This is a genomic window from Streptomyces malaysiensis subsp. samsunensis (assembly GCF_024519315.1).
Classification (GTDB): Bacteria; Actinomycetota; Actinomycetes; order Streptomycetales; family Streptomycetaceae; genus Streptomyces; species Streptomyces malaysiensis.
Window position 1 is genome coordinate 180,295 of the sequence record NZ_JANIIC010000002.1, and the last position, 26,070, is coordinate 206,364.

At 73.1% G+C, this 26,070-nt stretch carries 16 protein-coding genes, 1 pseudogene and 1 riboswitch; of the genes and pseudogenes, 8 read left to right on the forward strand and 9 right to left on the reverse strand.

Features of this window, described 5'->3' with window-relative positions:
- Positions 1 to 22 precede the first annotated feature (22 nt).
- The 5 genes and pseudogenes from rfbB to NQU54_RS02045 form a co-directional block, all read right to left on the reverse strand.
- Entirely contained in the window at positions 23 to 997 is a 975-nt protein-coding gene (rfbB, locus tag NQU54_RS02025; RefSeq protein ID WP_257629455.1) for a dTDP-glucose 4,6-dehydratase, read from the reverse strand.
- A 13-nt stretch (positions 998 to 1,010) separates the two neighbouring features.
- Positions 1,011 to 1,883 carry a glucose-1-phosphate thymidylyltransferase RfbA gene (rfbA, locus tag NQU54_RS02030; protein WP_257629456.1) on the reverse strand — a complete coding sequence of 291 codons (873 nt, stop codon included), beginning with the start codon at positions 1,881 to 1,883 and terminating at the stop codon, positions 1,011 to 1,013.
- A gap of 136 nt (positions 1,884 to 2,019) precedes the next feature.
- On the reverse strand, positions 2,020 to 4,470 hold the full coding sequence (locus NQU54_RS02035) for a helix-turn-helix transcriptional regulator (protein WP_257629457.1): 2,451 nt from the start codon (positions 4,468 to 4,470) through the stop codon (positions 2,020 to 2,022).
- Between the two features lie 343 nt (positions 4,471 to 4,813).
- Positions 4,814 to 6,528, reverse strand: a pseudogene (locus NQU54_RS49920) (3-hydroxyacyl-CoA dehydrogenase family protein).
- Between the two features lie 14 nt (positions 6,529 to 6,542).
- On the reverse strand, positions 6,543 to 6,920 hold the full coding sequence (locus tag NQU54_RS02045; protein WP_257629458.1) for a beta-ketoacyl-[acyl-carrier-protein] synthase family protein: 378 nt from the start codon (positions 6,918 to 6,920) through the stop codon (positions 6,543 to 6,545).
- Positions 6,921 to 7,232: 312 nt separating this feature from the next.
- Between NQU54_RS02045 and NQU54_RS02050 the strand changes: the two genes are divergently transcribed.
- Positions 7,233 to 8,678 (forward strand): lipase maturation factor family protein, encoded by a 1,446-nt coding sequence (locus tag NQU54_RS02050; RefSeq protein ID WP_257629459.1) that lies wholly within the window; start codon positions 7,233 to 7,235, stop codon positions 8,676 to 8,678.
- Here NQU54_RS02050 and NQU54_RS02055 read toward each other — a convergent pair.
- A complete protein-coding gene (locus NQU54_RS02055; protein ID WP_257629460.1) occupies positions 8,644 to 9,018 on the reverse strand; it encodes a hypothetical protein in 375 nt (124 codons plus the stop codon). The genes NQU54_RS02050 and NQU54_RS02055 overlap by 35 nt on opposite strands.
- Before the next feature lie 105 nt (positions 9,019 to 9,123).
- On the opposite strand from NQU54_RS02055, the gene NQU54_RS49050 reads away from it, so the two are divergent.
- Positions 9,124 to 13,956, forward strand: a complete 4,833-nt coding sequence (locus NQU54_RS49050; protein ID WP_308408460.1) for an HAD-IC family P-type ATPase — start codon at positions 9,124 to 9,126, stop codon at positions 13,954 to 13,956.
- 166 nt (positions 13,957 to 14,122) lie between these two features.
- Positions 14,123 to 14,251, forward strand: coding sequence for a hypothetical protein (locus NQU54_RS02065; protein WP_257629461.1), 129 nt, complete (start codon positions 14,123 to 14,125; stop codon positions 14,249 to 14,251).
- A gap of 96 nt (positions 14,252 to 14,347) precedes the next feature.
- Here NQU54_RS02065 and NQU54_RS02070 read toward each other — a convergent pair whose 3' ends face one another.
- On the reverse strand, positions 14,348 to 15,346 hold the full coding sequence (locus tag NQU54_RS02070) for a cation diffusion facilitator family transporter (RefSeq protein WP_257629462.1): 999 nt from the start codon (positions 15,344 to 15,346) through the stop codon (positions 14,348 to 14,350).
- A gap of 305 nt (positions 15,347 to 15,651) precedes the next feature.
- Between NQU54_RS02070 and NQU54_RS02075 the strand changes: the two genes are divergently transcribed.
- The gene (locus NQU54_RS02075; RefSeq protein ID WP_069860792.1) at positions 15,652 to 15,909 is read left to right on the forward strand and encodes a hypothetical protein; all 258 of its coding nucleotides are present in this window, start codon (positions 15,652 to 15,654) and stop codon (positions 15,907 to 15,909) included.
- Positions 15,910 to 16,051: 142 nt separating this feature from the next.
- Here the strand turns inward: NQU54_RS02075 and cobN are convergent, their stop codons facing one another.
- On the reverse strand, positions 16,052 to 19,693 hold the full coding sequence (gene cobN / locus NQU54_RS02080) for a cobaltochelatase subunit CobN (protein WP_257629463.1): 3,642 nt from the start codon (positions 19,691 to 19,693) through the stop codon (positions 16,052 to 16,054).
- Between the two features lie 53 nt (positions 19,694 to 19,746).
- A riboswitch (cobalamin riboswitch) is annotated at positions 19,747 to 19,834 on the reverse strand.
- Positions 19,835 to 19,976: 142 nt separating this feature from the next.
- Between cobN and NQU54_RS02085 the strand changes: the two genes are divergently transcribed.
- The 3 genes from NQU54_RS02085 to NQU54_RS02095 are packed head-to-tail and all read left to right on the forward strand — an operon-like array spanning position 19,977 to position 23,916.
- Positions 19,977 to 21,755 carry a ferredoxin-like domain-containing protein gene (locus NQU54_RS02085; RefSeq protein ID WP_257629464.1) on the forward strand — a complete coding sequence of 593 codons (1,779 nt, stop codon included), beginning with the start codon at positions 19,977 to 19,979 and terminating at the stop codon, positions 21,753 to 21,755.
- Positions 21,752 to 22,420, forward strand: coding sequence for a precorrin-8X methylmutase (locus tag NQU54_RS02090; protein WP_257629465.1), 669 nt, complete (start codon positions 21,752 to 21,754; stop codon positions 22,418 to 22,420). Before NQU54_RS02085 ends, NQU54_RS02090 begins: the two co-directional genes overlap by 4 nt.
- Positions 22,417 to 23,916: a precorrin-2 C(20)-methyltransferase gene (locus tag NQU54_RS02095; RefSeq protein ID WP_257629466.1), complete on the forward strand. Its 1,500-nt coding sequence runs from the start codon at positions 22,417 to 22,419 to the stop codon at positions 23,914 to 23,916. Before NQU54_RS02090 ends, NQU54_RS02095 begins: the two co-directional genes overlap by 4 nt.
- Before the next feature lie 175 nt (positions 23,917 to 24,091).
- Here the strand turns inward: NQU54_RS02095 and NQU54_RS02100 are convergent, their stop codons facing one another.
- Positions 24,092 to 24,850 (reverse strand): cobalt-precorrin-6A reductase, encoded by a 759-nt coding sequence (locus tag NQU54_RS02100; RefSeq protein ID WP_257629467.1) that lies wholly within the window; start codon positions 24,848 to 24,850, stop codon positions 24,092 to 24,094.
- Between the two features lie 59 nt (positions 24,851 to 24,909).
- Here NQU54_RS02100 and NQU54_RS02105 point away from each other — a divergent pair, with 59 nt between their 5' ends.
- Entirely contained in the window at positions 24,910 to 26,058 is a 1,149-nt protein-coding gene (locus NQU54_RS02105; RefSeq protein ID WP_257629468.1) for a cobalt-precorrin-5B (C(1))-methyltransferase, read from the forward strand.
- The last annotated feature ends 12 nt before the right edge of the window (positions 26,059 to 26,070 follow it).

The window sequence follows — 26,070 nt, forward strand, 5'->3', positions numbered from 1 at the left end:
CTAACCGCAGGTGTAGGGGTGGTCATATCTTCTTGAGCGGCTCCCACCAACCGCGGTGAGCCATATACCACTTGGCGGTTTCCGCGAGACCGTTCTCGAATGACATCTCGGGACGGTATCCGAGTTCCGCGGAGATCTTCGCGATGTCCACCGAGTAACGGCGGTCATGGCCCTTGCGGTCGGGCACCCGCTCGATCAGCGACCGGTCGGCGCCGAGCAGTTCGAGCAGCCGTTCCGTGAGTTCCAGATTGGTCAGTTCGGTGCCGCCGCCGATGTTGTAGACCTCGCCCGGTCGGCCGTTCTCGGCGACCAGGGCGATACCGCGGCAGTGGTCGTCCACATGCAGCCAGTCCCGCACATTTCCGCCGTCGCCGTAGAGCGGCAGCGGTCTGCCGTCCATGAGGTGGGTGACAAAGAGCGGAATGACCTTCTCGGGGTGCTGGTAGGGACCGTAGTTGTTGGAGCAGCGGGTCACGCAGACCGGCAGTCCGTGGGTGCGGTGGAAGGCCCTGGCCAGCAGATCGGATGACGCCTTGGAAGCGGAATACGGCGAGTTGGGTTCCAGCGGTTCCTCCTCGCTCCAGGAGCCGCTTTCGATGGAGCCGTAGACCTCGTCCGTGGAGATGTGGACGAATTTTCCGACCTCCCCGTTCACGGCCGCGTTGAGGAGGGTGTGCGTGCCCAGGACATTGGTGCGCACGAATTCCTCGGCGCCGGATATCGAGCGGTCGACATGTGATTCGGCGGCGAAGTGGACCACCAGATCGGTGCCCCGCAGCAGCTCGCCGACGAGTTCGCCGTCACAGATGTCGCCGCGGACGAAGCGCAGCCGGGGGCTGTCGGCGACCTCGGCGAGGTTGGCCTCGCTGCCCGCGTAGGTGAGCTTGTCGACCACCACGACCTGGGCGTCCGCCCACGCCGGGTACGCCCCTGTCAAGGTCTGCCGGACGAAGTGGGAGCCGATGAAGCCCGCGCCGCCGGTCACAACTATGCGCACTGGAGACAACCCTTCAGCGGTGATTGACCGCGATATCCATCAGATATTTTCCGTAGTCCGTCTTGCCGAGCTCGGCTCCGAGCTCATAGCAGGCGGCGGCGTCGATGAACCCCATGCGGAAGGCTATCTCTTCGAGACAGGCGATCCGCACTCCCTGGCGCTGTTCCAGAAGCTGCACATACTGGCCCGCCTGGAGCAGCGAGTCATGGGTTCCGGTGTCCAGCCAGGCGAATCCGCGGCCGAGCCCCACGAGCCTGGCCTTTCCGCGTTCCAGATAGACGCGGTTGACGTCCGTGATCTCCAGTTCGCCGCGTGCGGAGGGCCGTACGTTCTTGGCGATGTCCACGACGTCGTTGTCGTAGAGATAGAGACCGGTGATGGCGAGGTTGGATTTGGGTGCGGCCGGCTTCTCCTCGAGGGAGATCAGCCGACCGTGCTCATCCATTTCTCCGACACCGTAGCGCTCGGGGTCCTTGACTCCGTAGCCGAAGAGCACACAGCCGTCGACATGACTTGCCTCATGGTGCAGCATCTTCGAGAATCCGGGCCCATGGAAGATGTTGTCGCCGAGGACCAGCGCCACCTGGTCATCGCCGATGAATTCGGCTCCGATGATGAATGCCTCGGCGATTCCATTGGCATCGGGTTGTTCGGCGTACTCGATCGAAAGGCCCAGTCGGCCGCCGTCGCCGAGAAGCGCGCGGAACAGCCCCACATGGAGCGGGGTCGAGATGATCTGGATTTCCCTGACACCGCCGAGCATGAGCACCGACAGCGGGTAATAGATCATCGGTTTGTTGTAGACGGGAAGGATCTGCTTCGACACCGCATGTGTCAAAGGATGCAGTCGGGTACCGCTTCCTCCGGCGAGGACTATGCCCTTCATGCGGCCAGAAGCTATCAACGCCGTCGGCCCGCGCTCCAGGTCTGCCGGTGCGATAGGGGGGTAATCAGGGGTGGGCATGGAACAGGGGTGGCCTCATGCGGCCACCCCTTCCGCGGGACATCGCCCCCGTCATCGCTCAGGCGATTTCATCCACCTGGGCCCGCAGCGCGGTCGGCAGCTGCTGTCGGCTCCTTATATTCAGCTTGCGGTAGACCCGCGTCAAATGCTGCTCGACCGTGCTGATGGTGATGAACAGGTTGGCGGCTATTTCCCGGTTCGTATAACCGTCCACCGCCAGGGCGGCGACCCTGGCCTCGGATTCGCTGAGCTTGGTCCCCAGGGACTGCGGCACCGCGGGTTTCGGGCCGAGCGGTCCGGACACCGGACGCACCACCGGCCGTGGATCGCGGGCCTCCAGACCGGAGTCGAGGCGGATCCGGGCGCACAGCTCCTCGGCGCCGCACTCCTTGGCCATCCGCCAGGCCCGGCCCATGATGGCGTCGGCCCGCCCCAGCTCCCCGGAGCCGCGCAGCGTACGGCCCAGATCGTCCAGCGCCCGGGCCAGCTCCAGGCGGTCGCCGGAGCACTGCAACTCCTCCACGGCCTGGCCCAGCAGCCGGGACCGGTTCTCGATGTCCCCGGCCGCGGCCAGTATCCGCAGCGAGACCCCGCGGACCCGGGAGTCCCCGGCGCCGTTCCTGGCCAGCTGCTCGGAGACCAGGTTCGCGGCCTTCTCCCGGTCGCCGAGCTCCAGCCATGCCTCGGCGGCGTCGGAGCGCCAGGGCAGCAGCGCCGGATGGTCGAGCTCCCACAGCTGGGCGAGCCGGCCGGCCATCAGGAATTCGCCGAGCGCGGCGTTGATGCGGTTGGTGGCCAGGTAGTAACAGCCGCGGGCGCGGGTGTAGCCCAGTCCGTAGATGCTCTTGAACAGCGCCTCGGGGACCGGGCGGCTCAGCTGCCGGGCCGCCGCGTCGTACTTGCCCATCGCCGTGTACGCGAGGATCTGGCTGGCCAGGGGGCCGCCGATGAAGACGCTTCCGTCGCGGCCTGGCACGATCTCCAGGGCGGTGGTCGCATAGGCCGCCGACTCCACGAGATTGCCCTGCCGCAGGGCGATTTCGGCCCGGATCGAGTCGAAGATGGCCCGCCAGCCCGGCGCCCGGCGCCGCTCGGCCTCGTCCATCAGCGCATCGCACCACGGCGCCGCCTTGTCCGGGCGGCCCGCGTACACCAGTGCGTTCACCGAGTTGACGATGGGTTCGAAGGTGGCGTCGGTGAGCGGCGGGACCTCGAGCACCTTCTCCGCCGCGGCCACCGGCGACTCCTCGCTCCCCCCGCGGCCGAAGAAGCCGCTGAACGCGGCCGTGATCGTCGACAGCGCGGAGGGTCTGCGGGACCTGAGCTGCGCCCGGGTGGCGCCGGCGTCCTCGCCCTGGCGCGCCGCGGCCCCGAGGGCCCGGTCCTGCGCACCGGACTCCTGGGCCCAGCGGGCGGTCATCCGGAACTGGGACATCGAGGCGGGTCCCGCGTTGCTCATGACGGCGTTGAGCCGGCCGATGGCGCCGCGCGCCTCCTCGATCCGGCCGTGCGCGAGCAACAGCTCGATCAGCCGCCCGATATGGGCGGCGGGCAGCCGGTCGGCGTACAGCGCGGCCAGCGGCTCCGCCAGCATCCGCTCGGACGCCGACGGGTTGAGCCGCCACATGATCCCGGCGGTGCCGATCCTTATGCCGGCCCGCAGTTCCTCGTCCTCGCAGGCCGAGTACGCCAGCTCCAGACAGGCGACCGCCAGCTTGGCGTCGTCCTCGGCGAGCGCCTGCTGCGCGGCGTCCCGCAGCAGCGGCACCGCCCAGGGCTCGTCGGCGGACTGGGCGGCGAGCAGATGGCGGGCCACGGCGAGGGTCGCCCCGCCGCCCTGGTGCAGCAGTACGGCCGCGCGGCGGTTCATGTCCAGCCGGGCCTCGGGGTCCATGTCCTCCAGCACCGCGGCCTCGACGTACGGGTGGCGGAAGGCGAGCCCGTCGACGAGGCCGGCCGCGTCCAGCGCGGCGGCTCCGCGCCGGGTTCCGGTGGGGCCGGTGCGCAGCAGCCGGCCGAGGAGTTCGAGGGAGGTGGACGCGCCGAGCACCGCGATACCCTCGGCCAGCCGGGAGACGATGCGCCCGCTGCGGTAGACACAGGTGAGCGCGGCCTGGACGAACATGTCGCCCACCACGGGCTCCACCGCGCCGCCGCGCCGTGGCGGCGCCCCCGCGGTGCGGTAATCGTCTATCACCGCGCGTAGCAACAACGGATTACCGCCGCTCACCTCATACCAGCTGTAGGCCACATCGGCCGAATCCGGAAGCCCCAGCCGGGTGGTGAGCAGCTGCGCGGTCTCCTCCCAGGACAGCCTCTCCAGCCGCAGCCGCTGGAAATTGGGCTGACGCAGCAGTTCGGTATTGAAGACGGCGTCTTTCTGCTCGCTGTCCGTCGCCTGCGCGAACACCATGAGGAGTTTGGCGGAGCGCGAACGGGTCGCCAGATACAGCAGGTACTGAAGTGACGCCGCGTCGACGAGTTGGAGTTCGTCGACGCAGATCACCACCGGTTCGCGGGAGGCGAGTTCATGGAGTGCGGCGCGGAACTCGCGGGCTCCCTGAACATGGGTCGGGGTTGCGTCGGCGCGATCGCCACCAGGGGTTTCACAGGGCTGTGCGACGCCGAGGAGGGGCCTGGTCGAGGGCCCGGTGCAGATGGTCGGCGGTGGCTTTGGGCAGCCGGGGGGAGTCCAGGAGCTGGCGCAGCGTGCCGAGCGGAGCCCGGTCGGCCGAGGTGCCGTATGCCTTGAGGACGAGGGCTCCGGCCTTCGCCGCATGAGCCGTGACGGCTTCGAGGGTTTTGCCGCCACCCGCCGCCGCACTGTTCCAATGACATCCGCGCGCCCATTGTCATCGCTCATGGAGGTGCAGCCCCCGCCCTCCCTTGCGGCCCAGGTGACCCGCCTCGACCAGCCGCTGAAGATGGCGGGCCGGGGTCAGGGCCGGATCCCGGAAGGTGCCGTGCAGGGTGCGCTGGATGGCGAGGGAGACATCCAGGCCGATCACATCCAGCAGGCGCAGCGGCCCCATCGGATAGCCCTGTCCGGCCGCCATCACCGTATCGATGTCATCGGCGGTGGCCCAGCCCTCGTCGAGCATCGTCACCGCGCTGTTCAGATAGGGGAAGAGCAGGGCGTTGACGATGAAACCGGCCCGGTCCGGGCAGTCCACCGCACGCTTGCCGAGCGCCGCGGCCAGCGCGTGCGCCGTGCCGAGGGCCTCCTTGGAGGTCAGCACGGTGTGCACCACCTCCACCAGCCGCATCACCGGAGCCGGGTTGAAGAAGTGCATCCCGATGACGTCCTCGGGCCGCCGTGTCGCCATCGCGCACTCGATGACGGGCAGGCTCGAGGTGGAGGTGGCGAGCACCGCCCCCGGTGCGCACACCCGGTCCAGATCGGCGAAGACGCCCCGTTTGACGTCGATGCCCTCGGCCACGGCCTCGACCCCAGGTCGCAGGCGCCGAGCGCCTGGAGTTCGCACCCCGCGGTCAGCCGGCCCATCGCCTCGGTGAGCAGCCCGGGCGCCAGCTTGCCGCGCCGCACCCCGCGCTCCAGCGAGCGCTCCACGGCGGCCGCGCCTCCTTCGCGCGCCGCTCGCTCCGGGCCACCAGCGCCGTCGGATAGCCGGAGCGCGCACACCTCCGCGATACCGACGGCCATGGTGCCCGAGCCCACCACCCCGATCCGCCGCACGGCGCGGGCCGGTACGGGCTCGCCCAGGCCGTCCGCCGCGCCACCCCGCGCCGCGCCGCCCGCCCCGTACTCGTAGAAGCCGCGGCCCGCCTTCACCCCCACCAGACCGGCCGTCACCATATGGGCCAGGGTGGGCGCGGGCGCGTACCGCGGATCACCGGTGCGCTCGTACAGCGCCTCCAGGGAGTCCCGCGCGGTGTCCAGGCCCATGGCGTCCAGCTGGGCCAGCGGCCCCATGGGCAGTCCGCAGCCCAGGGTCATGGCGGTGTCGATGCTGTCGCGCGAGGCGTAGCGCCGCTCGTACATGGCCACCGCGTTGTTGAGGTACGCCATGGTGAGCGCGCCCCCGATGAAGCCCGGCCGGTCGGCCACCGGCACCGGGATCCGGCCCAGGTCGCGGATCAGCTCCCGGACGTCCGCCAGCACCGCGTCCGCGGTGAGCGGGGTGCCCACCACCTCCACCGCCGGGGCCTCGCGGTCGGGTCCCAGCGGGAAGAGGTGCAGCCCCACCGTGCGGTCGGTCCGCCCGGAGCCGAAGGCGATCTCCGTCACCGGGAGCCCGGTGGTCGTGGTGGCGAACACCGTCTCCGGCGGACACTCGGCGTGGGCGCGGGCGAGCAGCCGGCGCTTGGTCTCCAGCCGTTCGGGGACCGCCTCGACCACCAGATCGGCCCGTGCGGCGGCCGCCGGGTCGGTGGTGAACTCGACGGCGGATTCCGCCGCGGTCACCCGCTCCCGGCCGCGCCGCAGGGCCGGTTCGTCCCGCTCCACGGCGATCACCCGCCGGCCGCCGCGGACCAGGGCGTCCACGAGGTGGCGGCCGGTGGTGCCGAGCCCGAACACCGCGACGGTGGAAAAGCGCTGTGCCATGCCGATGAGTCCTTTCACTGGCCGGTACCTTGCGTGTGCTCACGGACCGCGGCGCCCGGAGCGCCGATCCGGTGCCGCACCGGACAGGCGGTGGCGGGCCGGGGGTGATCGGGGGTCGAGGTGGCGACCACGATCCGGCCGAGCTGATCGGCGCGGATCCCGGCGTCCGCGAGGGCGGCGCGGGCAGCCTCCACGGCGGGATCGGAGGTGGCCTCGTGGTCGGCGGCGTAACAACGGCTGTGGATCCCGGCCTTAACGGAGATCCGCTCCGGGGTCGTCCCCGCGCGTTCGGCCACCAGCTCGTTGGACACGGTCCCGGCGGGCGGATACGAGCCGGTGCCGAGGGTCCCGATGGGCCGGCCACCGGGTGTCCGGACCGGGTGCTCGGTCATCCGGGTCTCCCGGCCCACGCGGCCGCCGCCTTCGCCGGTGCCGTCGCTGTCGTCGCGGTTCGCGGGGTGCGGCAGTGCTCACGAAGAAGGCGGTGCTCGAGAAGAAGCATTGAGTGGTTCCCTCCGGATCCATGCCGGGCTTCGACGCTACGGACCGGGCACGGCACGGATAACCCCTAACCCATCACCCCCCTAGGCCCCCTACCGGGCGAACTCCGCACCGCCGCAGACCCGTGCGCATGGCGGGCACCCGCCGGAGGTGGTACCGGATACATGCAGGCCAACCGCAGACAGGCCCAGGGAGCGGCCCCCATGGAGTGGTTCACCTCATCCGACTACTGGCTGAGCCGGCTGGTCTTCCAACGGGGTCTGGCCGCCGTCTATCTGATCGCCTTTGTGGTGGCGGCCCGGCAGGGCCGGGCGCTGCTCGGCGAGCGCGGGCTGACCCCGGTGCCGCGCTTCCTCGCGCAGGTGCCGTTCGGGCGCTCGCCCAGCCTGTTCCATCTGCACTACTCCGACCGGTTCTTCGTCTGCTGCGCCTGGCTGGGGGCCGCCCTGTCGGTCGCGCTGCTGGTGGGGGCCGGGGACCGGGCGCCACTGGCGGTCGCGATGGTGGCGTGGCTGGTGCTGTGGCTGCTGTATCTGTCGATCGTCAATGTGGGACAGGTGTGGTACGGCTTCGGCTGGGAGTCCCTGCTGCTCGAGGCGGGGTTCCTCGCCGTGTTCCTGGGCAACGGGCGCACCGCGCCGCCCGTGCTCATCCTGTGGCTGCTGCGCTGGCTGCTGTTCCGGGTGGAGTTCGGCGCCGGGCTGATCAAGATCCGTGGGGACCGCTGCTGGCGGGACTTGACCTGTCTGTACTACCACCATGAGACCCAGCCGATGCCGGGTCCGCTGAGCTGGTTCTTCCACCATCTGCCGAAGCCGCTGCACCGGGTGGAGGTGGCGGCCAACCATACGGCGCAGCTGATCGTGCCCGTGGTGCTGTTCACCCCGCAGCCGGTCGCGAGCGTGGCCGCGGGGATCGTCGTGGTCACCCAGCTGTGGCTGGTCGCGTCCGGGAACTTCTCCTGGCTGAACTGGCTGACGATCCTGCTGGCCCTCCCGGCGGTCGACGGGCGCCGGGCGGCCGGGCTGCTGGGGCTGCCCGGGCCGCCGGAGCTCGCCGCTCCCCCGGTCTGGTACGAGGCGGTGGTGCTGGCGGCCACCGCGCTGGTGCTGGTGCTCAGCTACTGGCCGGCCCGCAATCTGCTGTCGGGCCGCCAGCTGATGAACTATTCGTTCAACCCGCTGCACCTGGTCAACACCTACGGGGCCTTCGGCAGCGTCAACCGCAGTCGGCAGGAAGTGGTGATCCAGGGCACCGGCGATGCGGTGCTCACCCCGGACACGGTCTGGAAGGACTACGAGTTCCGGGGCAAGCCGGGCGATGTGCGCCGGATGCCGCGCCAGTACGCCCCGTACCATCTGCGGCTGGACTGGATGATGTGGTTCGCGGGGATCTCACCGGCCTACGCCGGGTCGTGGTTCACCCCGCTGATCGGCAAGCTGCTGGTCAACGACCGGGCGACGGTGCGCCTGCTGCGGGCCACGCCCTTCCCGGGGGCGCCGCCCACCCATCTGCGCGCGCGGCTGTATCTCTACCGCTTCACCACCCCGGCGGAGCGGCGGGCCACCGGGGCCTGGTGGCACCGGACCCTGCTGGGCGAGTTCCTGCCGCCGGTCAGGCTGGAAGACCACGACTCGCCGCGGGTGTGACACCAGGCCGGCCGACACTCAGGCGGCGGCGCCCTTCGCGTTCGGAGTCTCGGCGCCCGGCGGGGGGGTTGCGCAGCACGGCGTAGCCGACGCCGACGCCCACCGCGATGGGCCACTCCAGCACTCCGGCGAGGCCCATCGCGCCGAGGCCGAGGTAGAGCGGAAGCCCGCCCTTGGCGGGCAGGACCCGCCGTGCGGTCCTGATCGGCACCGCGGCCACATTCGCCGTGGCCATGGCGACACGGGGAACGGTGAAGGTGACCGTGCGGTCGTTCTTCCCGGAGGACGTGCCCGTCTTCCGGGTGTCGGTGGTCTTGGGTGTCGTCGTCGCTGCGCTCACGCCTTCCTCCTGCCAGATGCCCCTTTGATTACTTTATGGCGGAATTAGGTAAGTATAGGCCGATTTCACGAACCCGGCATACCAGGACCGAGGGGAGAGCAGCGGGTGCTGCCCATCACTACGCTCACGGGCCTCGTCTCCGCACCGTCCCGCGGAATCAGCGGTCTGCGGCTGCGGCTCGCGGACATCTCCGACGTCCTGCGCGACACCGGCGACCGGCGCACCAGCCGGCGGGTGTGGACCCGGGCGGGGCGGGCCCATATGGAGGTACGCGGGCTGACCGGCCACGGGGCGGGCCATGAACGGCTGGTCCATGAGCTGGAGTCCGCGCTGCGGCAGGTGAAGGGCGTCAACTGGGCCGGGGTGAACGCGTCGCTCGGCCAGGTGCTGGTCGACTTCGACGAGGACGAGCTCGGCCCCGAGGACGTACTGGAGGTGGTCGAACGCGTCGAGGCGGCCCATGGGACGGGCGCGGACGACTTCCCGGCGGGCCGTCCGCAACCGCCGTTCGCCTCCACACCGGCGACGCTCGCCGCGACCGCGCTCGCCGCCGACTGCCTCGGCCTGGCGACGGCCGCCATCCGGCGGGTGACGATGCGGCCCGCGCTCTCCCCCACGCTGCGGATCCCGACGGTGATGGCGGAGATCCAGCCGCGGCTGCGCGGTGTGCTGGAGTCCCGGCTCGGCCGCGCCCAGGCCGACGCGCTGATCGGCGTGTCGAACGCCGTGGTGCACGCCCTGACCAGGGGCGAGGCCCCGCTCGCCCTGGACGCGCTGCAACGTCTGCTGCAACTCGCCGAGATCCGCGGCCGGCAGACCGTATGGCGGCGCCGCGAGCCCGAGTTGGTGGCGGACGGCGACGGGCTCCCGGAGCGCTCGCGCCCGGCCGCACCCCGGCCCGCTCCCCTGCCTCCCGGGCCGGTGGAGACCTGTGTCGACCGCACCTCGCTGGCCTCGCTGTCCGGTGCGGGCGGGCTGCTGGCGTGGACCCGCGACCTCGAGCAGGCAGGTAAGGCGCTGCTGGCCACCGTGCCGAAGGCGGCCGCGATGGGCCGGGAGGCGTTCGCCGCCCGGCTGGGCGACGTACTGGCGCGGGACGGTGTGGTGCCCATGGACGGCACCGCGCTGCGGCTGCTGGACCGCGTGTCGGCGGTGCTGATCGACGCGCGGGTGCTGTGCGCCGGCCGGCCGCGGCTGCTGTCGGTCGCCGCCGTCGGCGACCTCGGGGAGGCCGAGGCATGGAGCGCCGCGCAGTCCGTCCTGGACCGCCGCCCGCTGCGGGAGCTGTCCGGCGACGGGCCCTGGACGCGCGGACCCTGGCGGCTGGAGCGGCCCCATGAACTCCCCGCGGCGCTCCCGGCGAGTCCGCCGGCCCTGACCGCGGACCTGTACGGCGCGGACGGCCGGCGGCAGGCCCGGGTCCGGATCGGCTGCGAACTCGACCCACTGGCCGACGCCCTGGTGGCGGCGGCCCGCCGCGGCGCGCGGCGACTGGTGCTCACCCACCACGCCAGTACGGACGAGATCGCTCCCTGGGCCGATGAGCTGCTCCCGCCCGGCGCGTCGTTCCCCGACACGGTGCGCCGCCTCCAGCTCGACGGTCACGGCGTGCTGGTGATCAGCGGCGCGGACGACGAGGCGCTGGGCGCGGCCGATCTCGGCGTCGCCGTCATGGCGCGCGGTGCGGGCCGGGTGTGCTGGTCGGCCGATCTGCTCTGCGGCCCCGGACTGGTCCACGCGTGGCGTGTCCTGCGGGCCCTGGAGGACGCGCGCTCGGTCAGCCGGCGCTCGGCCCGGCTGTCGACGGGCGGGTCCGCGCTCGGCGCGCTGATCGCCGCGGCGGGGACCCGGCCCGCGGTGGCCGGGCTCGCCACCTCTCCGGTGTACAGCGCGGCGTTCCTGGCCATGCTCGGCGGGATCCGCGCGGCGCGCCGGGTGGAGCGCCGCCCCGCGCCGGCGCCCCGCGTCCGCGGCAACTGGCACGCCCTGGGCGCGCGGGAGACCCTCAGCGTGCTGTGCGCCTTCCGGGAGAACGGGACGGAGCCGCCCGACGGCTCGGGCGCGCCCCACGGCGCGGGCCCCGGGGAACCGGGCGCGGCTCCAGGGGACCCGGGCGCGTCGCGGTCCTCCCGGGCGCTGTGGGCCGACGCGACACGCCTCGTGCCCAATGCGGCCGGGACGGACGTACGGGCCGGGGCGCCCGGTGCCGTGGGAGCCGGTGCCATGGGGGCCGGTGCCATGGGGGCCGGTGCCGTGGGGGCCGGTGTCGTAGGGGCCGGTGCCGTGGGGGCCGCCGCCTCCCGTTTCGTGGCCCTGGCCCGGAACACCGCCTCGCTGGTGAACGCGGTGCGCGAGGAGCTGCACGATCCGCTCACCCCCGTGCTGGCGCTCGGCGCCGCGGCCTCCGCGGCGGTGGGATCCGGGGTGGACTCCTTCCTCGTCCTCAGCGTGATGGCGGGCAACGCGGTGATCAGCGGCGCACAGCGGCTGCGGGCCGAGCGCTCGCTGCGCGGCCTGCTGCTGAGCGAGCGGATGAACGGCCGGCTGGTCGGCTGGGCGCCCGCGATGTCCCTGGCGGACGGGGTGGCGGCGGACCGGGAGGTGTTCTTCGCGGGGCTGACCACCGCCCCGGTGCACACGGTGGCCGCCGAGGAGCTGCGGGTCGGGGACATCGTCGCGCTGCGGCCCTCGGACGTCGTACCGGCCGACGCGAGGCTGCTGGTCAGCGAACGGCTGGAGCTGGACGAGGCCGGGCTGACCGGCGAGTCCGGGCCGGTCGCCAAGGACCCGGCCGCCACTCCGGGCGCCGACCTCGCGGACCGCTCCTGCATGGTCTACCAGGGCTGCACGGTGCTCGCCGGAACCGGATACGCCGTGGTCGTGGCCGCCGGAGCACAGACCGAGGCGGGGCGCGCCGCCGAACTGGCCGGGCGCCCCATCGCGCCCATCGGGATCGAGGGCCGGCTGGCCGCGCTCACCAAGGTCGCGCTGCCCGCCACCGGCCTCGGCGGCGCCGCCGTCACCCTGCTGGGGCTGCTGCACGGGGCGCCGGTGCGCGAGGCGCTGTCCACCGGAGTGGCCATCGCGGTGGCCGCCGTGCCCGAGGGGCTGCCGCTGGTGGCCACGGTGGCGCAGTCCGCCGCGGCGCGCCGGCTCTCGCACCGCGGGGTGCTGACACGTTCGCCACGGGTGCTGGAGGCCCTGGGCCGGGTGGACATCGTCTGCTTCGACAAGACCGGCACCCTGACCGAGGGCCGGCTGGCCGTGGCCCGGGTCGCCGCGTACGACCACGAGCTGCCGACCGGCAGCGCGCTGGGCGAGCGGCTGCTGCGCACGGCGGCCCGCGCCTGCCCCGAGGGCGGACGGGCGCTGGCCCACGCCACCGACCAGGCCGTCATCGACGCCGCGGCGGCGCACTGCGACGGGGACGGCGTGTGGCGTCCGGTGTCCGAACTGCCCTTCGAGGCCAGCCGGGGATTCTCGGCGTGTCTGGGCACCGAGTCCGGGCGCCCGCACCTGGCCGTCAAGGGTGCGCCCGAGATCGTGCTCGCCCGATGCGCCTACACCCTGAGCCCCGGGGCGGCGGACGACACCATGCCACTGAGCCCGATGGCGGCGTACGACACCGGGCCGCTGCCCCCGGGGGCAGCGGACGGCACCATGCCACTGACCCCGGGGGCGGCCGACGGCACCAGGCCACTGACCCCGGAACGGCTGCGCGCCACCGAGCGCCTGCTGCACTCGCTGGCCTCCGACGGGCTGCGGGTGCTGGCGGTGGCCGAGACCCGGCCCGCCGGGTCCGACACGCCGACAACGGAAGTGGCCGCGATCGCCCGGGAGCTCACCCTGCTGGGCTTCATCGCCATCGCCGACACCACGCGGCCGGGCGCCGCCGAGACCGTCAAGCGGCTGACGGACGCCGGGGTACGCGTCGCCATGGTCACCGGCGACCACCCGACCACGGCGGTCGCCATCGCCCGGGAGCTCGGCATCGCGGACGCCGAGCCGGTGCTCACCGGGGCGGAGCTGGACACCCTGCCCGAGGGCGAGCGGGTCGAGCGGATCACCCGTACCACCGTCTTCGCCCGGGTCTCCCCCGAGCACAAGGTCCGTATCGTCCAGGCGCTGCGGCAGGCCGGACAGGTGGTGGCCATGACCGGGGACGGGGTGAACGACGCGGCCGCGATCCGCCTCGCGGACATCGGCATCGGACTGTCCGCACGCGGCTCGGCCTCGGCCCGCGCCGCCGCGGACCTGGTCCTCACCGACCCGGACCCGACCCGGATCCTCGACGCGCTGCGGGAGGGCAGGGCGCTGTGGCGCAGTGTGCGCGACGCGGTGGCGATCCTGGTCGGCGGGAACGCGGGCGAGGTCGCCTTCACCCTGCTCGGCGCGGCGGTGGCCGGACGGGCCCCGCTGGGCACCCGTCAGCTGCTCCTGGTGAATCTGCTCACCGATATGCTGCCCGCCCTCGCGGTGGCCCTGGCCCGGGCGCGGCGTCCGGAGCGCGCCAAGTCCGGTGAGGACCCGCTGGTGGGCGGCCCCGCATCCGCGCTGTTCGGCTCCGATCTGGGCCGTATCCTCGCGGTGCGCGGCAGCGCCACCGCACTGGGCGCGGCCGCGGCCTGGCAGTGCGGACGGATGACGGGCCGGGCCCGGCGGGCGAGCACCATGGGGCTCGCGGCGCTGGTCGGCACCCAGCTGGGCCAGACCTTCATGACCGACTGGCACAGCCCGCTGGTGCTGGTCACCAGCCTGGCGTCGGCGGCCACGCTGTTCGCCATCGTGGAGACTCCGGTGGTCAGCCACTTCTTCGGCTGTACGCCCCTGGGCCCGATGGCCTGGTCGGTCGTCGGAGTCTGCTCGGCCGGTGCCACCCTGGGGGCGGCCGTCGCACCCCGGCTGCTCTTCCCCCGGCGGATGCCGCTCGCGGTCTGAACGCGTCACCCGGGAACGGGACATCTCAGGCGTTTCTCACCCAGATCTTTCCTTTCATTCACCGAATGGTTACCTGGTGTGCGCCGCCCGCTTCCCGGCCCGGGTCAACCTACGAACTGGAAGCGGATGCCTCGCTTCCGCTCGTGTTCCATCCAGTGAGGTACCCATGGCCAATATCCTGACGACCGTCCTGGTCAAGCTGGCCCAGATCGCCCTGGAGGCGCTGGTCGCCCAGCTCGCGAAGTCGCTTCTGACAGCGGCCTTCAGGCCGGCCGCCGCGCCGGCCGCCGCCTGATACGCCCATCAAGGCTTCATCGTCATCAAGGCCCGGAAACGCCATGCCGCTCCCGGGCCTTCCGTACGGCCACTGAGCGGCGCCGCTCGGCCCCGCTCAGTGGCCGTACGACGCCGCCCGGTGCACCGGACCGTGGGCGGTCGGGCAGTGCTCCCCGTCCGCCCGTCCCCGCGCGGCCGGGTCGTCCAGATGGTCGACCTGGAGCGTGGTGTGGGTGATCCCGTACTCGCCGCTCAGCACCGCTTCCAGGTCCTCCCGGACCGCGTGGCAGTCACCGCCCGCCGCGACCAGGACATGGGCGGAGAGCGAGACCTCGCCCGAGGTGATCTGCCAGACATGCAGATCGTGCACCTCGGCCACCTGTCCATGGGCGACCAGCCGGCCGCCCACCTCATCGGGCTCGACACCGGTCGGGGCGGCCTCCAGCAGCACCCGGCCGGAGGCCCGCAGCAGTTCCACGCCCGCCTTGATCATGAGGAGGACCACCAGCAGACCGGCGATCGCGTCGGCCCGCGCGAAGCCCGTCGTCACCACCACCAGTCCCGCGACGGCGGTGGCGATGAAGGCGTAGAGGTCGTTGAGCACATGCTGGAAGGCGCCCTCGACATTGAGCGAGGAGCGGTTCGCCCTCGACATGCACCACGCGGCGGCGAGATTCACCGCCACACCGGCCAGCGCGGTGATCAGCACCAGACCGCCGGTCACCTCGGGCGGGTCGATCAGCCGCCCCACGCTCTCATAGCCGAGATAGGCGCCGAGCAGCAGCAGGGAAAGACCATTGGCCTGGGCGGAAAGGATTTCCGACCGCTTGAGCCCATAGGTGTATCCGCCGCGTGCGGGGCGCGCCGAGAGCCGGATCGCGATGAGCGCGAGCACGATCGAGGCGGCGTCGGTGAGCATATGAGCCGCGTCGGACAGCAGCGCCACGGAGCGGGCGATGATCCCGACGACAACTTCCACCGCCATGAAGCCGCTGATCAGCGCGAGGGCGAGGGTCAGCCACCGGCGGTCGGCATTCTCCGCCACGCCGTGCGCGTGGCCACCGTGCCCGGGTCCGCAGTGCCCCTCGTCGGGTCCGTGCGCATGAGCCCCCACCGGCTCCTCCTCGGATCGTCTCGGATCGTCTTCGGGACAGCGCAATTGAAACAGCACCGGGGGGAATTCGCCAAAGGCTGCAATGGACACGGTTATCAATAGACTTCTCACACCGGCGGCGAATGGGCTTTATGAATGCGGCAATGCTTTTCATTTCGGAGTGTGAAAAGGGTGCGCGGTCCGGTCGCCCTGGCATGCCGCCGGAGAGTCGCTGACGTGTGCGACACCCCGCCGATGCGGGTGAGACCGGCTCGCGGAAGGTGACCGGGCGGGGCAGGGCGCGTTGTCCGAATATGACGACGACGATGCGACGCCGTTCTCTCTCGCAGCCGAGCAGAGCGCTGGACCGGAGCACCGAAGGCGACGGAACGGTTCATCAGACCGTTCAGACATCCACATCCGTACCGATCTACGCCGCGCTGGTCGAGCGCTGGGCGTCCGCGGGGCGCGCGGTACCCGGGCGCTACGACCGCGAGTGGACCGAACTGGTCAACTGTCCACCCTGGCCGGACCGGATCCGGGCGGCGACCCGCCCGGCCGCACGGTCGTCGTCCGCCGACTGAGCCACCGCCCGGGTCCCCGCGCGGGGATCGCGCGGACACCGCGAACGTCATCGCGCGGGCATCCCGGACATCACCGCACGGCGAGCGCGGAGGTCACCGTGCGGGAGACCCGGACGCCGCCGCGGCGCGGCGCGGATCGCGCCTACTCGTCCCCGCCCTCCAGGCCGCCCTCCGTCTCCAGATACAGCTCCCGCACCCGCTCCAGCACCTCCGGGTCGGGCTCGTCCCACAGCCCGCGGCTCTCGGCCTCCAGCAGCCGCTCGGCCATGCCGTGCAGCGCCCAGGGGTTGGCCTCCTCCAGGAAGGAGCGGTTCTCCGGGTCGAGCAGATAGGTCTGGGCGAGCTTGTCGTACATCCAGTCGGCGACCACACCCGTGGTGGCGTCGTAGCCGAAGAGGTAGTCGACCGTCGCGGCGAGCTCGAAGGCGCCCTTGTAGCCGTGGCGGCGCATCGCCTCGATCCAGCGCGGGTTGACCACCCGGGCGCGGAAGACCCGTGAGGTCTCCTCGTGGAGGGTGCGGGTGCGGACCGTCTCGGGGCGGGTGGAGTCGCCGATGTACGCGGCGGGGGCGGTGCCCTTCAGGGCGCGCACGGTGGCCACCATGCCGCCGTGGTACTGGAAGTAGTCGTCGGAGTCGGCGATGTCGTGCTCGCGGGTGTCGGTGTTCTTGGCCGCGACCGCGATCCGGCGGTAGGCGCTCTCCATCTCGGCCCGCGCCGGCCGCCCCTCGAGCCCGCGGCCGTAGGCGTAGCCGCCCCAGACCGTGTAGACCTCGGCGAGGTCGGCGTCGGTGCGCCAGTCGCGGCTGTCGATGAGCTGGAGCAGCCCGGCGCCGTAGGTGCCGGGGCGGGAGCCGAAGATGCGGGTGGTGGCGCGGCGCTCATCACCGTGTTCGGCGAGGTCGGCGCGGGTGTGCGCGCGTATGTAGTTGTCCTCGTCGCTCTCGTCGAGGGCGGCGGCGAGCCGTACGGCGTCGTCCAGCAGCCCGACGACATGCGGGAAGGCGTCCCGGAAGAACCCGCTGATGCGCAGGGTGACATCGACGCGCGGGCGGCCCAGCTGGTCGAGTGTCACGGGTTCGAGTCCCGTCACCCGGCGCGAGGCGTCGTCCCACACCGGACGGATGCCCAGCAGCGCGAGCGCCTCGGCCACATCGTCGCCGGAGGTGCGCATCGCGCTCGTCCCCCACAGTGAGAGGCCGACGGACTTCGGCCACTGACCGTCGTTGTCGGCGCGGTAGCGCTCCAGGAGCGAATCGGCGAGGGCCTGGCCGGTCTCCCAGGCCAGCCTGCTGGGCACGGCCTTGGGGTCGACGGAGTAGAAGTTGCGGCCGGTCGGCAGGACGTTGACCAGTCCGCGCAGCGGTGAGCCGGACGGCCCGGCGGGGACGAACCCGCCGGCGAGGGCGTGCACGGCGTGGTCGATCTCGTCGGTCGTGGCGGCCAGCCGGGGCACGACCTCGCGGGCGGCGAAGTCGAGAATCGCGGAGACGGCGGGGCGCTGGTCATCGGGCAGGGTGAGGACAGCCTTCTCGACGGCCTCCGGGGCCCATTCGGCGTCCTCCATCGCCTGGACCAGCGCGCGGGCCCGCTCCTCGGCCTCGTCGGCGCCGGTGCGGGTGGCGGCCGACTCGTCCAGGCCGAGTGCCTCGCGCAGACCGGGGAGCGCGGACGTACCGCCCCAGATCTGGCGGGCGCGGAGGATGGCCAGTACGAGGTTGACCCGTCCGGGCCCGGTCGGCGCGGCGCCCAGGACATGCAGTCCGTCGCGTATCTGGGCGTCCTTGACCTCGCACAGCCAGCCGTCGACGTGCAGCAGGAAGTCGTCGAAGCCGTCGTCGTCCGGCCGCTGCTCCAGGCCCAGGTCGTGGTCGAGCCGGGCGGCCTGGATGAGGGTCCAGATCTGGGCGCGGATGGCGGGGAGCTTGGCCGGGTCCATCGAGGAGATGGCGGCGTACTCGTCCAGCAGCTGTTCCAGCCGCGCGATGTCGCCGTAGGAGTCGGCGCGGGCCATCGGCGGGACGAGGTGGTCGACGAGGGTGGCGTGGACGCGGCGCTTGGCCTGGGTGCCCTCGCCCGGGTCGTTGACCAGGAAGGGGTAGATCAGCGGCAGATCGCCGAGCGCGGCGTCGGGGCCGCAGGCGGCGGACAGTCCGGCGTTCTTGCCCGGCAGCCACTCCAGGTTGCCGTGTTTGCCCAGGTGGACCATGGCGTCCGCGCCGAAGCCGCCGTCCGTCCGGGGTGTGGCCATCCAGCGGTAGGCGGCCAGGTAGTGGTGCGAGGGCGGCAGATCGGGGTCGTGGTAGATGGCGATGGGGTTCTCGCCGAAGCCGCGCGGGGGCTGGATGACGACCAGGAGGTTGCCGCGGCGCAGCGCGGCCAGGACGATGTCGCCGTCCGGATCGCGGCTGGTGTCCACGAACATCTCACCGGGCGGCGGGCCCCAGTGTTCCTCGACCGCGTCCCGGAGCTGCTGGGGGAGCGTGGCGTACCAGCGGCGGTAGTCGGCGGCGGGGACGCGGACGGGGTTGCGGGCGAGCTGCTCCTCGGTGAGCCACTCCTGGTCATGGCCGCCCGCCTCGATGAGGGCGCGGATCAGCTCGTCACCGTCGCCGGAGACCAGGCCCGGGAGTGCGTCCGGCCCGTCCTCGGGGCCGAGGTCATAGCCCTCCGCGCGCAGTCGGCGCAGCAGGGCGACGGCGCTCGCGGGCGTGTCGAGGCCCACGGCGTTGCCGATCCGGGAGTGCTTGGTGGGGTAGGCGGAGAGGACGAGCGCCAGCCGCTTGTCGGCGGCGGGGAGGTGGCGGAGCCGGGCGTGTCGTACCGCGATTCCGGCGACACGCGCGGCCCGTTCCGCATCGGCGGCATAGACCGGCAGGCCGTCCTCGTCCACCTCCTTGAACGAGAACGGCACGGTGATGAGCCGCCCGTCGAACTCGGGGACGGCGACCTGGGTCGCGGCGTCCAGCGGCGACAGCCCCTCGTCGTTCTCCTCCCACACGGCGCGCGAGGAGGTCAGGCACAGCGCCTGGAGCACGGGCACGTCCAGCGCGGCGAGCGCGCCCGCGTCCCACGCCTCGTCGTCGCCGCCCGCGGACGCCTCGGCGGGTCGGGTGCCACCGGCCGCGAGGACGGTGGTGACGATGGCGTCGGCCGCGCCGAGGGCCTCGATCAGCTCGGCCTCGGGGGCGCGCAGCGAGGCGACGAACAGCGGCAGCGGGCGGCCCCCGGCGTCCTCCACGGCCCGGCACAGGGCTTCCACGAAGGCGGTGTTGCCGCTCATGTGGTGGGCGCGGTAGTAGAGCACCGCGATGGTCGGGGCGATGGCATCGGCGGGGTTGGCCGCGCGGCCGGTGCGCTCCAGCGGGCCCCAGGTGGGCGCGGGCGCGGGCGGTTCGAAGCCATGGCCGGTGAGCAGCACGGTGTCGGAGAGGAACCGGGCCAGCTGGCCCAGGTTGGCGGGCCCGCCGTGGGCGAGGTAGGCGTGGGCCTCGGCGGCGATGCCGACCGGGACCGTGGACGCCTCCATGAGCTGGGCGTCGGGCGCCTGTTCACCGGTGAGGACGACCACGGGGAGGTCGCCCGCGAGCAGCGTGTCGAGCCCCTCCTGCCATGCGCGGAGGCCACCGAGGAGCCGTACGACGACGAGTTCGGCGCCCTCCAGGAGACCGGGCAGGTCGTCGAGGGCGAGGCGGGCCGGGTTGGCGAGGCGGTACGGCACCGGGCCCGTGGCGGCACGGGCGCTGAGCAGGTCGGTGTCGGACGTCGACAGCAGCAGAATCATGCGGCGGCATACCTTCCTCGGGGTCCGCGCCCCGGGCGGGTTGAAGACGGCGGCAGTTCCTGGCTCGCTCGGCCGCTGCCGTTTCTGGCAGCCACCGCGCTCACAGTGGCGGGACCGCGCCGGATTTCCACCGGCTTCCTGCCGTGAGTGCCGTCTTATGCGTGTCGCGGGTCGGGACCGACCCACCGCTGAGCATAGTAAGCGTTGCTGACCTGCCGCGGGATGGTGCGTTCCGGCCTCCGTGGAGCCTGGCCGGGGCGGTGGGCCGGACCGGATCGTCGGTATGCTCGCCGCCATGCCCCTCCCCCCGACAACCACCCCACCAGGGGATGAAACCCCCGTGCGCGGACGCGATGACGCCTGTCCCGGCGCGCTGCGGCTGCACCCGGCGGACGATGGTTCGCTGGCCCGGATCCGGGTGCCCGGCGGGTTGCTGACGGCCCGTCAGGCGGAGGCGCTGGGGCGGGTGTCCGAGGAGCTCGGGGACGGGCGGCTGGACATCACCTCACGAGGCAATGCGCAGGTCCGCGGCCTGGCGGCGGGGTGCGGCGCGGAGCTGGCGGCCCGGCTGCGGGCGGCCGGACTGCTTCCCTCGGACCGCCATGACCGGGTGCGCAACATCGTGGCGTCGCCGCTGTCCGGTCTGGACGGCCGGGGGCACGCGGATGTGGTGGCGTGGGTGCGGGAGTTGGACGCCGCGCTGTGTGACGACACACCGGCGGGACCGGCGGGGCGCGGGGAATTGTCCGCTCTATCCGGCTTGTCGGGCAGGTTTCTGTTCGCGCTGGACGATGGCCGTGGCGATGTGGCCGCCTTGGGCGCGGATGTGACATTGATCGCAACGGCGGACGGTGGAGCGGTGCTGCGATGCGGTGGTCCGCTGCCGGGCCCGGGTGTGTCACCGCCGTCGGGCGCGACACACCCGGACACGGCAGCGCGGCGGGCGCGTCGTACGGACGGCTCGGACCCGCTCGGCCGTGGCGCGGAGGCGGACACCGGCGGTGAGGGCGCGGCGAGCCTCGCCACGGACGGGTCGGTGGCAGGGGGCGGCGGCCTCCGGGTGCGGGGCGAGGACGCGCCACGGGCGGCGGCGCTTGCCGCGGTGGAGTTCCTGACACGGGTGCGGGAGAGCGGGACACGGGCGTGGCGGGTACGCGACCTCCCCGCCGAACACGCCGTGACGACCGGCGGATTGGCCGCGCGACTCGCCGGTGCGGGCATCGAGGCCGTACCGGTGGAACACGCCCCGGCACCCGCCTCCGCCGCACCCCCCGCCCCCGGGTCGGTCCCCGGCCCGAACGGGCGCCACGCGCTGTCCATCGCCCTCCCCCTGGGCCGGGTGAGCGCCGCGCAATGGCGGCTGCTCACGACGCTCGCCTCCCGGGGCGGAGCGGATGAGCTGCGTATGACACCCTGGCGCGGCGTGGTGCTCCCCGGGTTCGCCCGGGACGACGCGCCCGGCGCCATGTCCGAACTCGCCGGGGCGGGGCTGGTGACCACGCCGGACTCACCGTGGCTCGGGGTCGGCGCGTGCACGGGGCGCCCCGGCTGCGCCAAGTCCCTGGCGGATGTGCGGGCCGACGCGGCGCGCATGGTCGCGGACGTGGCGCGGGGGCGGACCACGGGCACCGGGCGAGTCGTGGCGGGCGCGGCAGACACGCCGGACACGGCGAGGGCGTCCGCAAACACGGCGGGAGCGGTCGCGCGCACGGCGGGTGCGGTCGCGGCCCCGGCACGGAGGGACGCGGACAGCGGACACGCGGACAGCGGACACGCGGACACCGGACACATGGTCGTGGGCGGTTCGCCGCCGTGGCCGGTGAGCGGTACGACATCCGGGGGCGGCCGGGCCGGGCCCGAGCCACTGCCGGTGTACGTCTCCGGCTGCGAACGCCGCTGCGGTCACCCCGGGGGCCACTGGGTGGACGCGCTGGCGATCGGCGACACGGGCTATCGGGTCACCGTACGGGGCGCGGGAGGAGACACACCGGAGACGGACAGCGTGGATGTGACAGCGGAGCAATTGGCCGGCGCTGTGGCGGCGGCCCATGGAACGACATGATCGAGGACATCGAGGACACCGTGTTCGACTACGAGAAGGACGGGGCGGCCATCTACCGCGCCTCCTTTGCCACCATCCGCGCCGAGGCCGACCTCGGCGGGCTTCCCGCCGACGTCAGTCAGGTGGCGGTGCGGATGATCCACGCCTGCGGCATGGTCGACCTGGTCAAGGACCTCGCGTACACCCCCGGGGTGGTCTCCCGCGCCCGCGCCGCGCTGCGGTCCGGCGCGCCCGTGCTCTGTGACGCGCGCATGGTCGCCAGCGGGGTGACCCGTAAGCGGCTGCCCGCCGACAACGAGGTGATCTGCACCCTCGCGGACCCCGCCGTACCGGAGTTGGCGCGGCGCATGGGCACCACGCGCAGCGCCGCCGCGCTGGAGCTGTGGCGGGACCGGCTCGAGGGGGCGGTGGTCGCGGTCGGCAACGCCCCCACGGCGCTCTTCCGCCTGCTGGAGATAATCGAAGAAGGGGGGGCAGGAGGGGCGGGCGCGCCGCGCCCGGCCGCCGTGATCGGTGTGCCGGTGGGCTTCATCGGCGCCGCCGAGTCCAAGGAGGCGCTGGCCGGGCATCCGGCGGCGCTCGACCACCTGGTGGTGCACGGCCGGCGCGGCGGCAGCGCCATCGCCGCGGCCGCGATCAACGCGATAGCGAGCGAGGAAGAGTGAGCGAGCAGCAGACGGGCCGGCTCTACGGTGTGGGGCTCGGCCCCGGCGACCCCTCCCTGATGACCGTACGCGCCGTGGAGGTCATCGCCGAGGCCGATGTCATCGCGTACCACAGCGCCCGGCACGGCCGCAGCATCGCGCGCTCCATCGCCGAGCGGCATCTGCGGCCCGACCACATCGAGGAGCGGCTGGTCTACCCGGTCACCACGGAGGCCACCGACCATCCGGGCGGCTATCGCGGCGCGATGGAGGAGTTCTACGCGGACGCGGCCGCCAGGCTCGCCGCGCATCTGGACGCGGGACGCACGGTCGCGGTGCTCGCGGAGGGCGATCCGCTCTTCTACGGCTCGTATATGCACATGCACAAGCGGCTCGCCGACCGCTACCCCACCGAGGTCGTCCCCGGTGTCACCTCGGTCAGCGCGGCGGCCGCCCGGCTCGGCGCACCGCTGGTGGAGGGCGAGGAGGTGCTGACGGTCCTCCCCGGCACCCTGCCGGAGGAGGAGTTGACGGCCCGGCTGGCGACGGCGGACGCGGCGGCCGTGATGAAGCTCGGCCGGACCTTCCCGGCGGTGCGGCGGGCGCTGGAGCGTTCGGGGCGGCTCGCGGACGCGCGCTATGTGGAGCGCGCCACGATGAGCGCGGAACGGACCGCCGCGCTGGCCGAGGTCGATCCGGAGTCGGTGCCGTACTTCTCGATGGCGGTGCTGCCCAGCCGGGTGGACGCGCCGCGCGGTGCGTCCGGCGCGGGCGAGGTCGTGGTCATCGGCCTGGGCCCGGCCGGTCCGCTGTGGCTCACCCCCGAAGCGCGCGGCGAACTGGCCGCCGCCGATGACCTCGTCGGCTATACCACCTATCTGGACCGGGTGCCGGTACGGCCGGGCCAGCGGCGTCACTCCTCCGACAACAAGGTCGAGGCCGTACGCGCCGAGTTCGCCCTCGACCTGGCCCGGCGGGGCCGGCGTGTCGCCGTCGTCTCCTCGGGCGACCCGGGCGTGTTCGCCATGGCCACCGCCGTCCTGGAGGCCGCCTGCGAGGACCCCTACCGCGAGGTCCCGGTACGGATCGTCCCCGGTATGACGGCGGCCCACGCCGCCGCGGCCCGAGTCGGTGCCCCGCTCGGCCACGACTACGCGGTGATCTCCCTCTCCGACCGGCTCAAGCCCTGGGAGGTGATCGCCGAGCGGCTGCGCGCCGCCGCCGCGGCCGACCTGGTGCTCGCCCTCTACAACCCCGGCTCCCGCAGCCGCGTCTGGCAGGTGGGCAAGGCCCGCGAACTCCTGCTGGAACACCGCGCCCCCGACACCCCCGTGGTGCTGGGCCGCGACATCGGCGGCCCGGGGGAACGGGTACGGATCGTCCGCCTGGCCGACCTCGACCCGGCCCAGGTCGACATGCGCACGATCATCCTGGTGGGCTCCTCCCAGACCCGCACGGCCCGCCGCGGCGACGACACGGAGGTCGTCTGGACCCCGCGCCGCTATCCGGAGGCATAGCCTCCGGGCTCGTGCCCGTACCCGGACCCGGGCTTCGGGCCCGGACCCGGGCTTCGGGCCCGGACCCGGGCTTCGGGCCCGGACCCGGGCGATGGGCTCGGGCACCGGACCCAGGCACAGGGCTAAGGCACCGGGCTCAGCCACCGGAGCCGGACACCGGACCCGGACACCGGCCTCAGGCCAGCGTCGTGCGGAGCCAGGTCGCGGCCTCCGACGGGGTTTCGGCCACCGGGATGCCCTGGGGGGCGGGTGGGCGGCGGATGATGACGACCGGGAGGGCGGCGGCGCGGGCCGCGGTGAGTTTGGGGACGGTGGCGTGGGCGCCGCTGTCCTTGGTGACCAGCACCTCGACGCGATGGCGGCGCAGCAGCTCCGCCTCGCCCTCGAGCGTGAACGGACCGCGGTCGAGGATCACCTCCATCCGGGGCGGGACCGGCGGCTCGGGGGCGTCGACCGAGCGGACCAGGAACCACTGCCGGGTCAGATGGGCGAAGGTGGCCAGGCCCATCCGCCCCGTGGTGAGGAAGATCCGCTCCCCCAGGTCCGGCAGCAGCCGCGCGGCCTCGGCCAGCGAGCCGGCCGAATGCCAGCGGTCGCCCGGACCGGGCACCCACCCGGGGCGGCGCAGGGCGAGCAGGGGAACATGGACGTCGGCGGCCGCCCGGGCCGCGTGGGAACTGATCGTGTCGGCGAAAGGATGGGTGGCGTCGATGAGCGCGTCCACCTGGTGCTCGCGGAGCCAGCGGGCCATGCCCTCGGCACCGCCGAACCCGCCGATCCGCACCTGCCCCACGGGCAGCCGCGGTGCGGCGACCCGCCCCGCGAGGGAGCTGGTGACGCGCAGGGCGGGGTCACCGGCGAGTTCCTCGGCGAGGCGGCGCGCCTCGGTGGTGCCGCCGAGGATGAGCACATGGCGCGCCGGTGCGCTGTTCATCGGGATCGGGTGCCTTTCGTCGTCCGTGCGCCCGTCATCGTATGCGCGGCGGCCCGCCCATGGCTGAGGCGGAGACGACGGCCGAGGCGACCGGGGGCCGGGGCGCGCAGCTGGAGCGGTCGGGACTGCGGCACGGCTGGACCACGGGGGCGTGTGCCACCGCCGCGACGACGGCCGCGTACACCGCGCTGCTGGGCGCGGAGTTCCCCGATCCGGTGACCATCGAACTGCCCAAGGGGCAGCGGCCCGCGTTCGCGCTCGCCGCCGAGGAACTGACGGCGGACCGCGCCATGGCCGCCGTCGTCAAGGACGCGGGGGACGATCCCGATGTGACCCACGGCGCGCTGGTCAGGGCCACGGTGCGGGTTCTGCCGCCCGGCAGTGGAGTGGTCTTCCGGGCCGGTCCGGGCGTCGGTACGGTCACCCGGCCCGGGCTGCCGCTCGACGTGGGCGAACCGGCCATCAACCCCGTGCCGCGCCAGATGATGCGCGACCACATCGCCTCCGTCGCGGCCCGGCACGGCGGAACCGGTGACGTCGAGATCGAGATCTCGGTGGACCACGGCGAGGAGATCGCCCGCTCCACCTGGAATCCGCGGCTGGGCATCCTCGGCGGACTGTCCATCCTCGGCACGACGGGCATCGTCGTGCCCTACTCCTGCTCGGCGTGGATCGACAGCATCCGGCGCGGGGTGGACGTCGCACGCGCGGCGGGGCGCAGCCATGTGGCGGGCTGTACGGGCTCGACATCCGAGAAGGTGGCGGTGGCCGTCCACGGGCTGCCGGAGGACGCGCTCCTGGACATGGGCGACTTCGCGGGGGCCGTGCTGAAGTATCTGCGCCGCCACCCGGTGGACCGGCTGACGATCGCCGGAGGCTTCGCCAAGCTCTCCAAGCTGGCCGCGGGCCACCTGGATCTGCACTCCTCGCGCTCCCAGGTGGACAAGGGGTTCCTCGCGGAACTGGCCCGCCGGGGAGGGGCGGACGAGAAGCTGGCACAGGCCGTGGCAACGGCCAACACCGGCCTGGAAACGGTGCAGTTGTGCGCCGCCCATGGCGTACCCCTCGGCGACCTGGTCGCGGCCACGGCCCGCGACACGGCCCTCGGGGTACTGCGCGGCGCCCCGGTAGCGGTGGACGTGATCTGCGTCGACCGCGCCGGTACGATCGTCGGCCGCGCGGAACCACGCGCCCCACGGGACGGCTGACCGACTCCGCCG

Excerpts from the sequence above, each read along its gene's own strand:
- rfbA (WP_257629456.1), bottom strand. The coding sequence starts at position 1,883 with ATGAAGGGCATAGTCCTCGCCGGAGGAAGCGGTACCCGACTGCATCCT.
- NQU54_RS02045 (WP_257629458.1), bottom strand. The coding sequence starts at position 6,920 with ATGACCGAGCACCCGGTCCGGACACCCGGTGGCCGGCCCATCGGGACC.
- NQU54_RS02050 (WP_257629459.1), top strand. The coding sequence starts at position 7,233 with ATGGAGTGGTTCACCTCATCCGACTACTGGCTGAGCCGGCTGGTCTTC.
- NQU54_RS02065 (WP_257629461.1), top strand. The coding sequence starts at position 14,123 with ATGGCCAATATCCTGACGACCGTCCTGGTCAAGCTGGCCCAGATCGCC.
- NQU54_RS02075 (WP_069860792.1), top strand. The coding sequence starts at position 15,652 with ATGCGACGCCGTTCTCTCTCGCAGCCGAGCAGAGCGCTGGACCGGAGC.
- cobN (WP_257629463.1), bottom strand. The coding sequence starts at position 19,693 with ATGATTCTGCTGCTGTCGACGTCCGACACCGACCTGCTCAGCGCCCGT.
- NQU54_RS02085 (WP_257629464.1), top strand. The coding sequence starts at position 19,977 with ATGCTCGCCGCCATGCCCCTCCCCCCGACAACCACCCCACCAGGGGAT.
- NQU54_RS02090 (WP_257629465.1), top strand. The coding sequence starts at position 21,752 with ATGATCGAGGACATCGAGGACACCGTGTTCGACTACGAGAAGGACGGG.
- NQU54_RS02100 (WP_257629467.1), bottom strand. The coding sequence starts at position 24,850 with ATGAACAGCGCACCGGCGCGCCATGTGCTCATCCTCGGCGGCACCACC.
- NQU54_RS02105 (WP_257629468.1), top strand. The coding sequence starts at position 24,910 with ATGGCTGAGGCGGAGACGACGGCCGAGGCGACCGGGGGCCGGGGCGCG.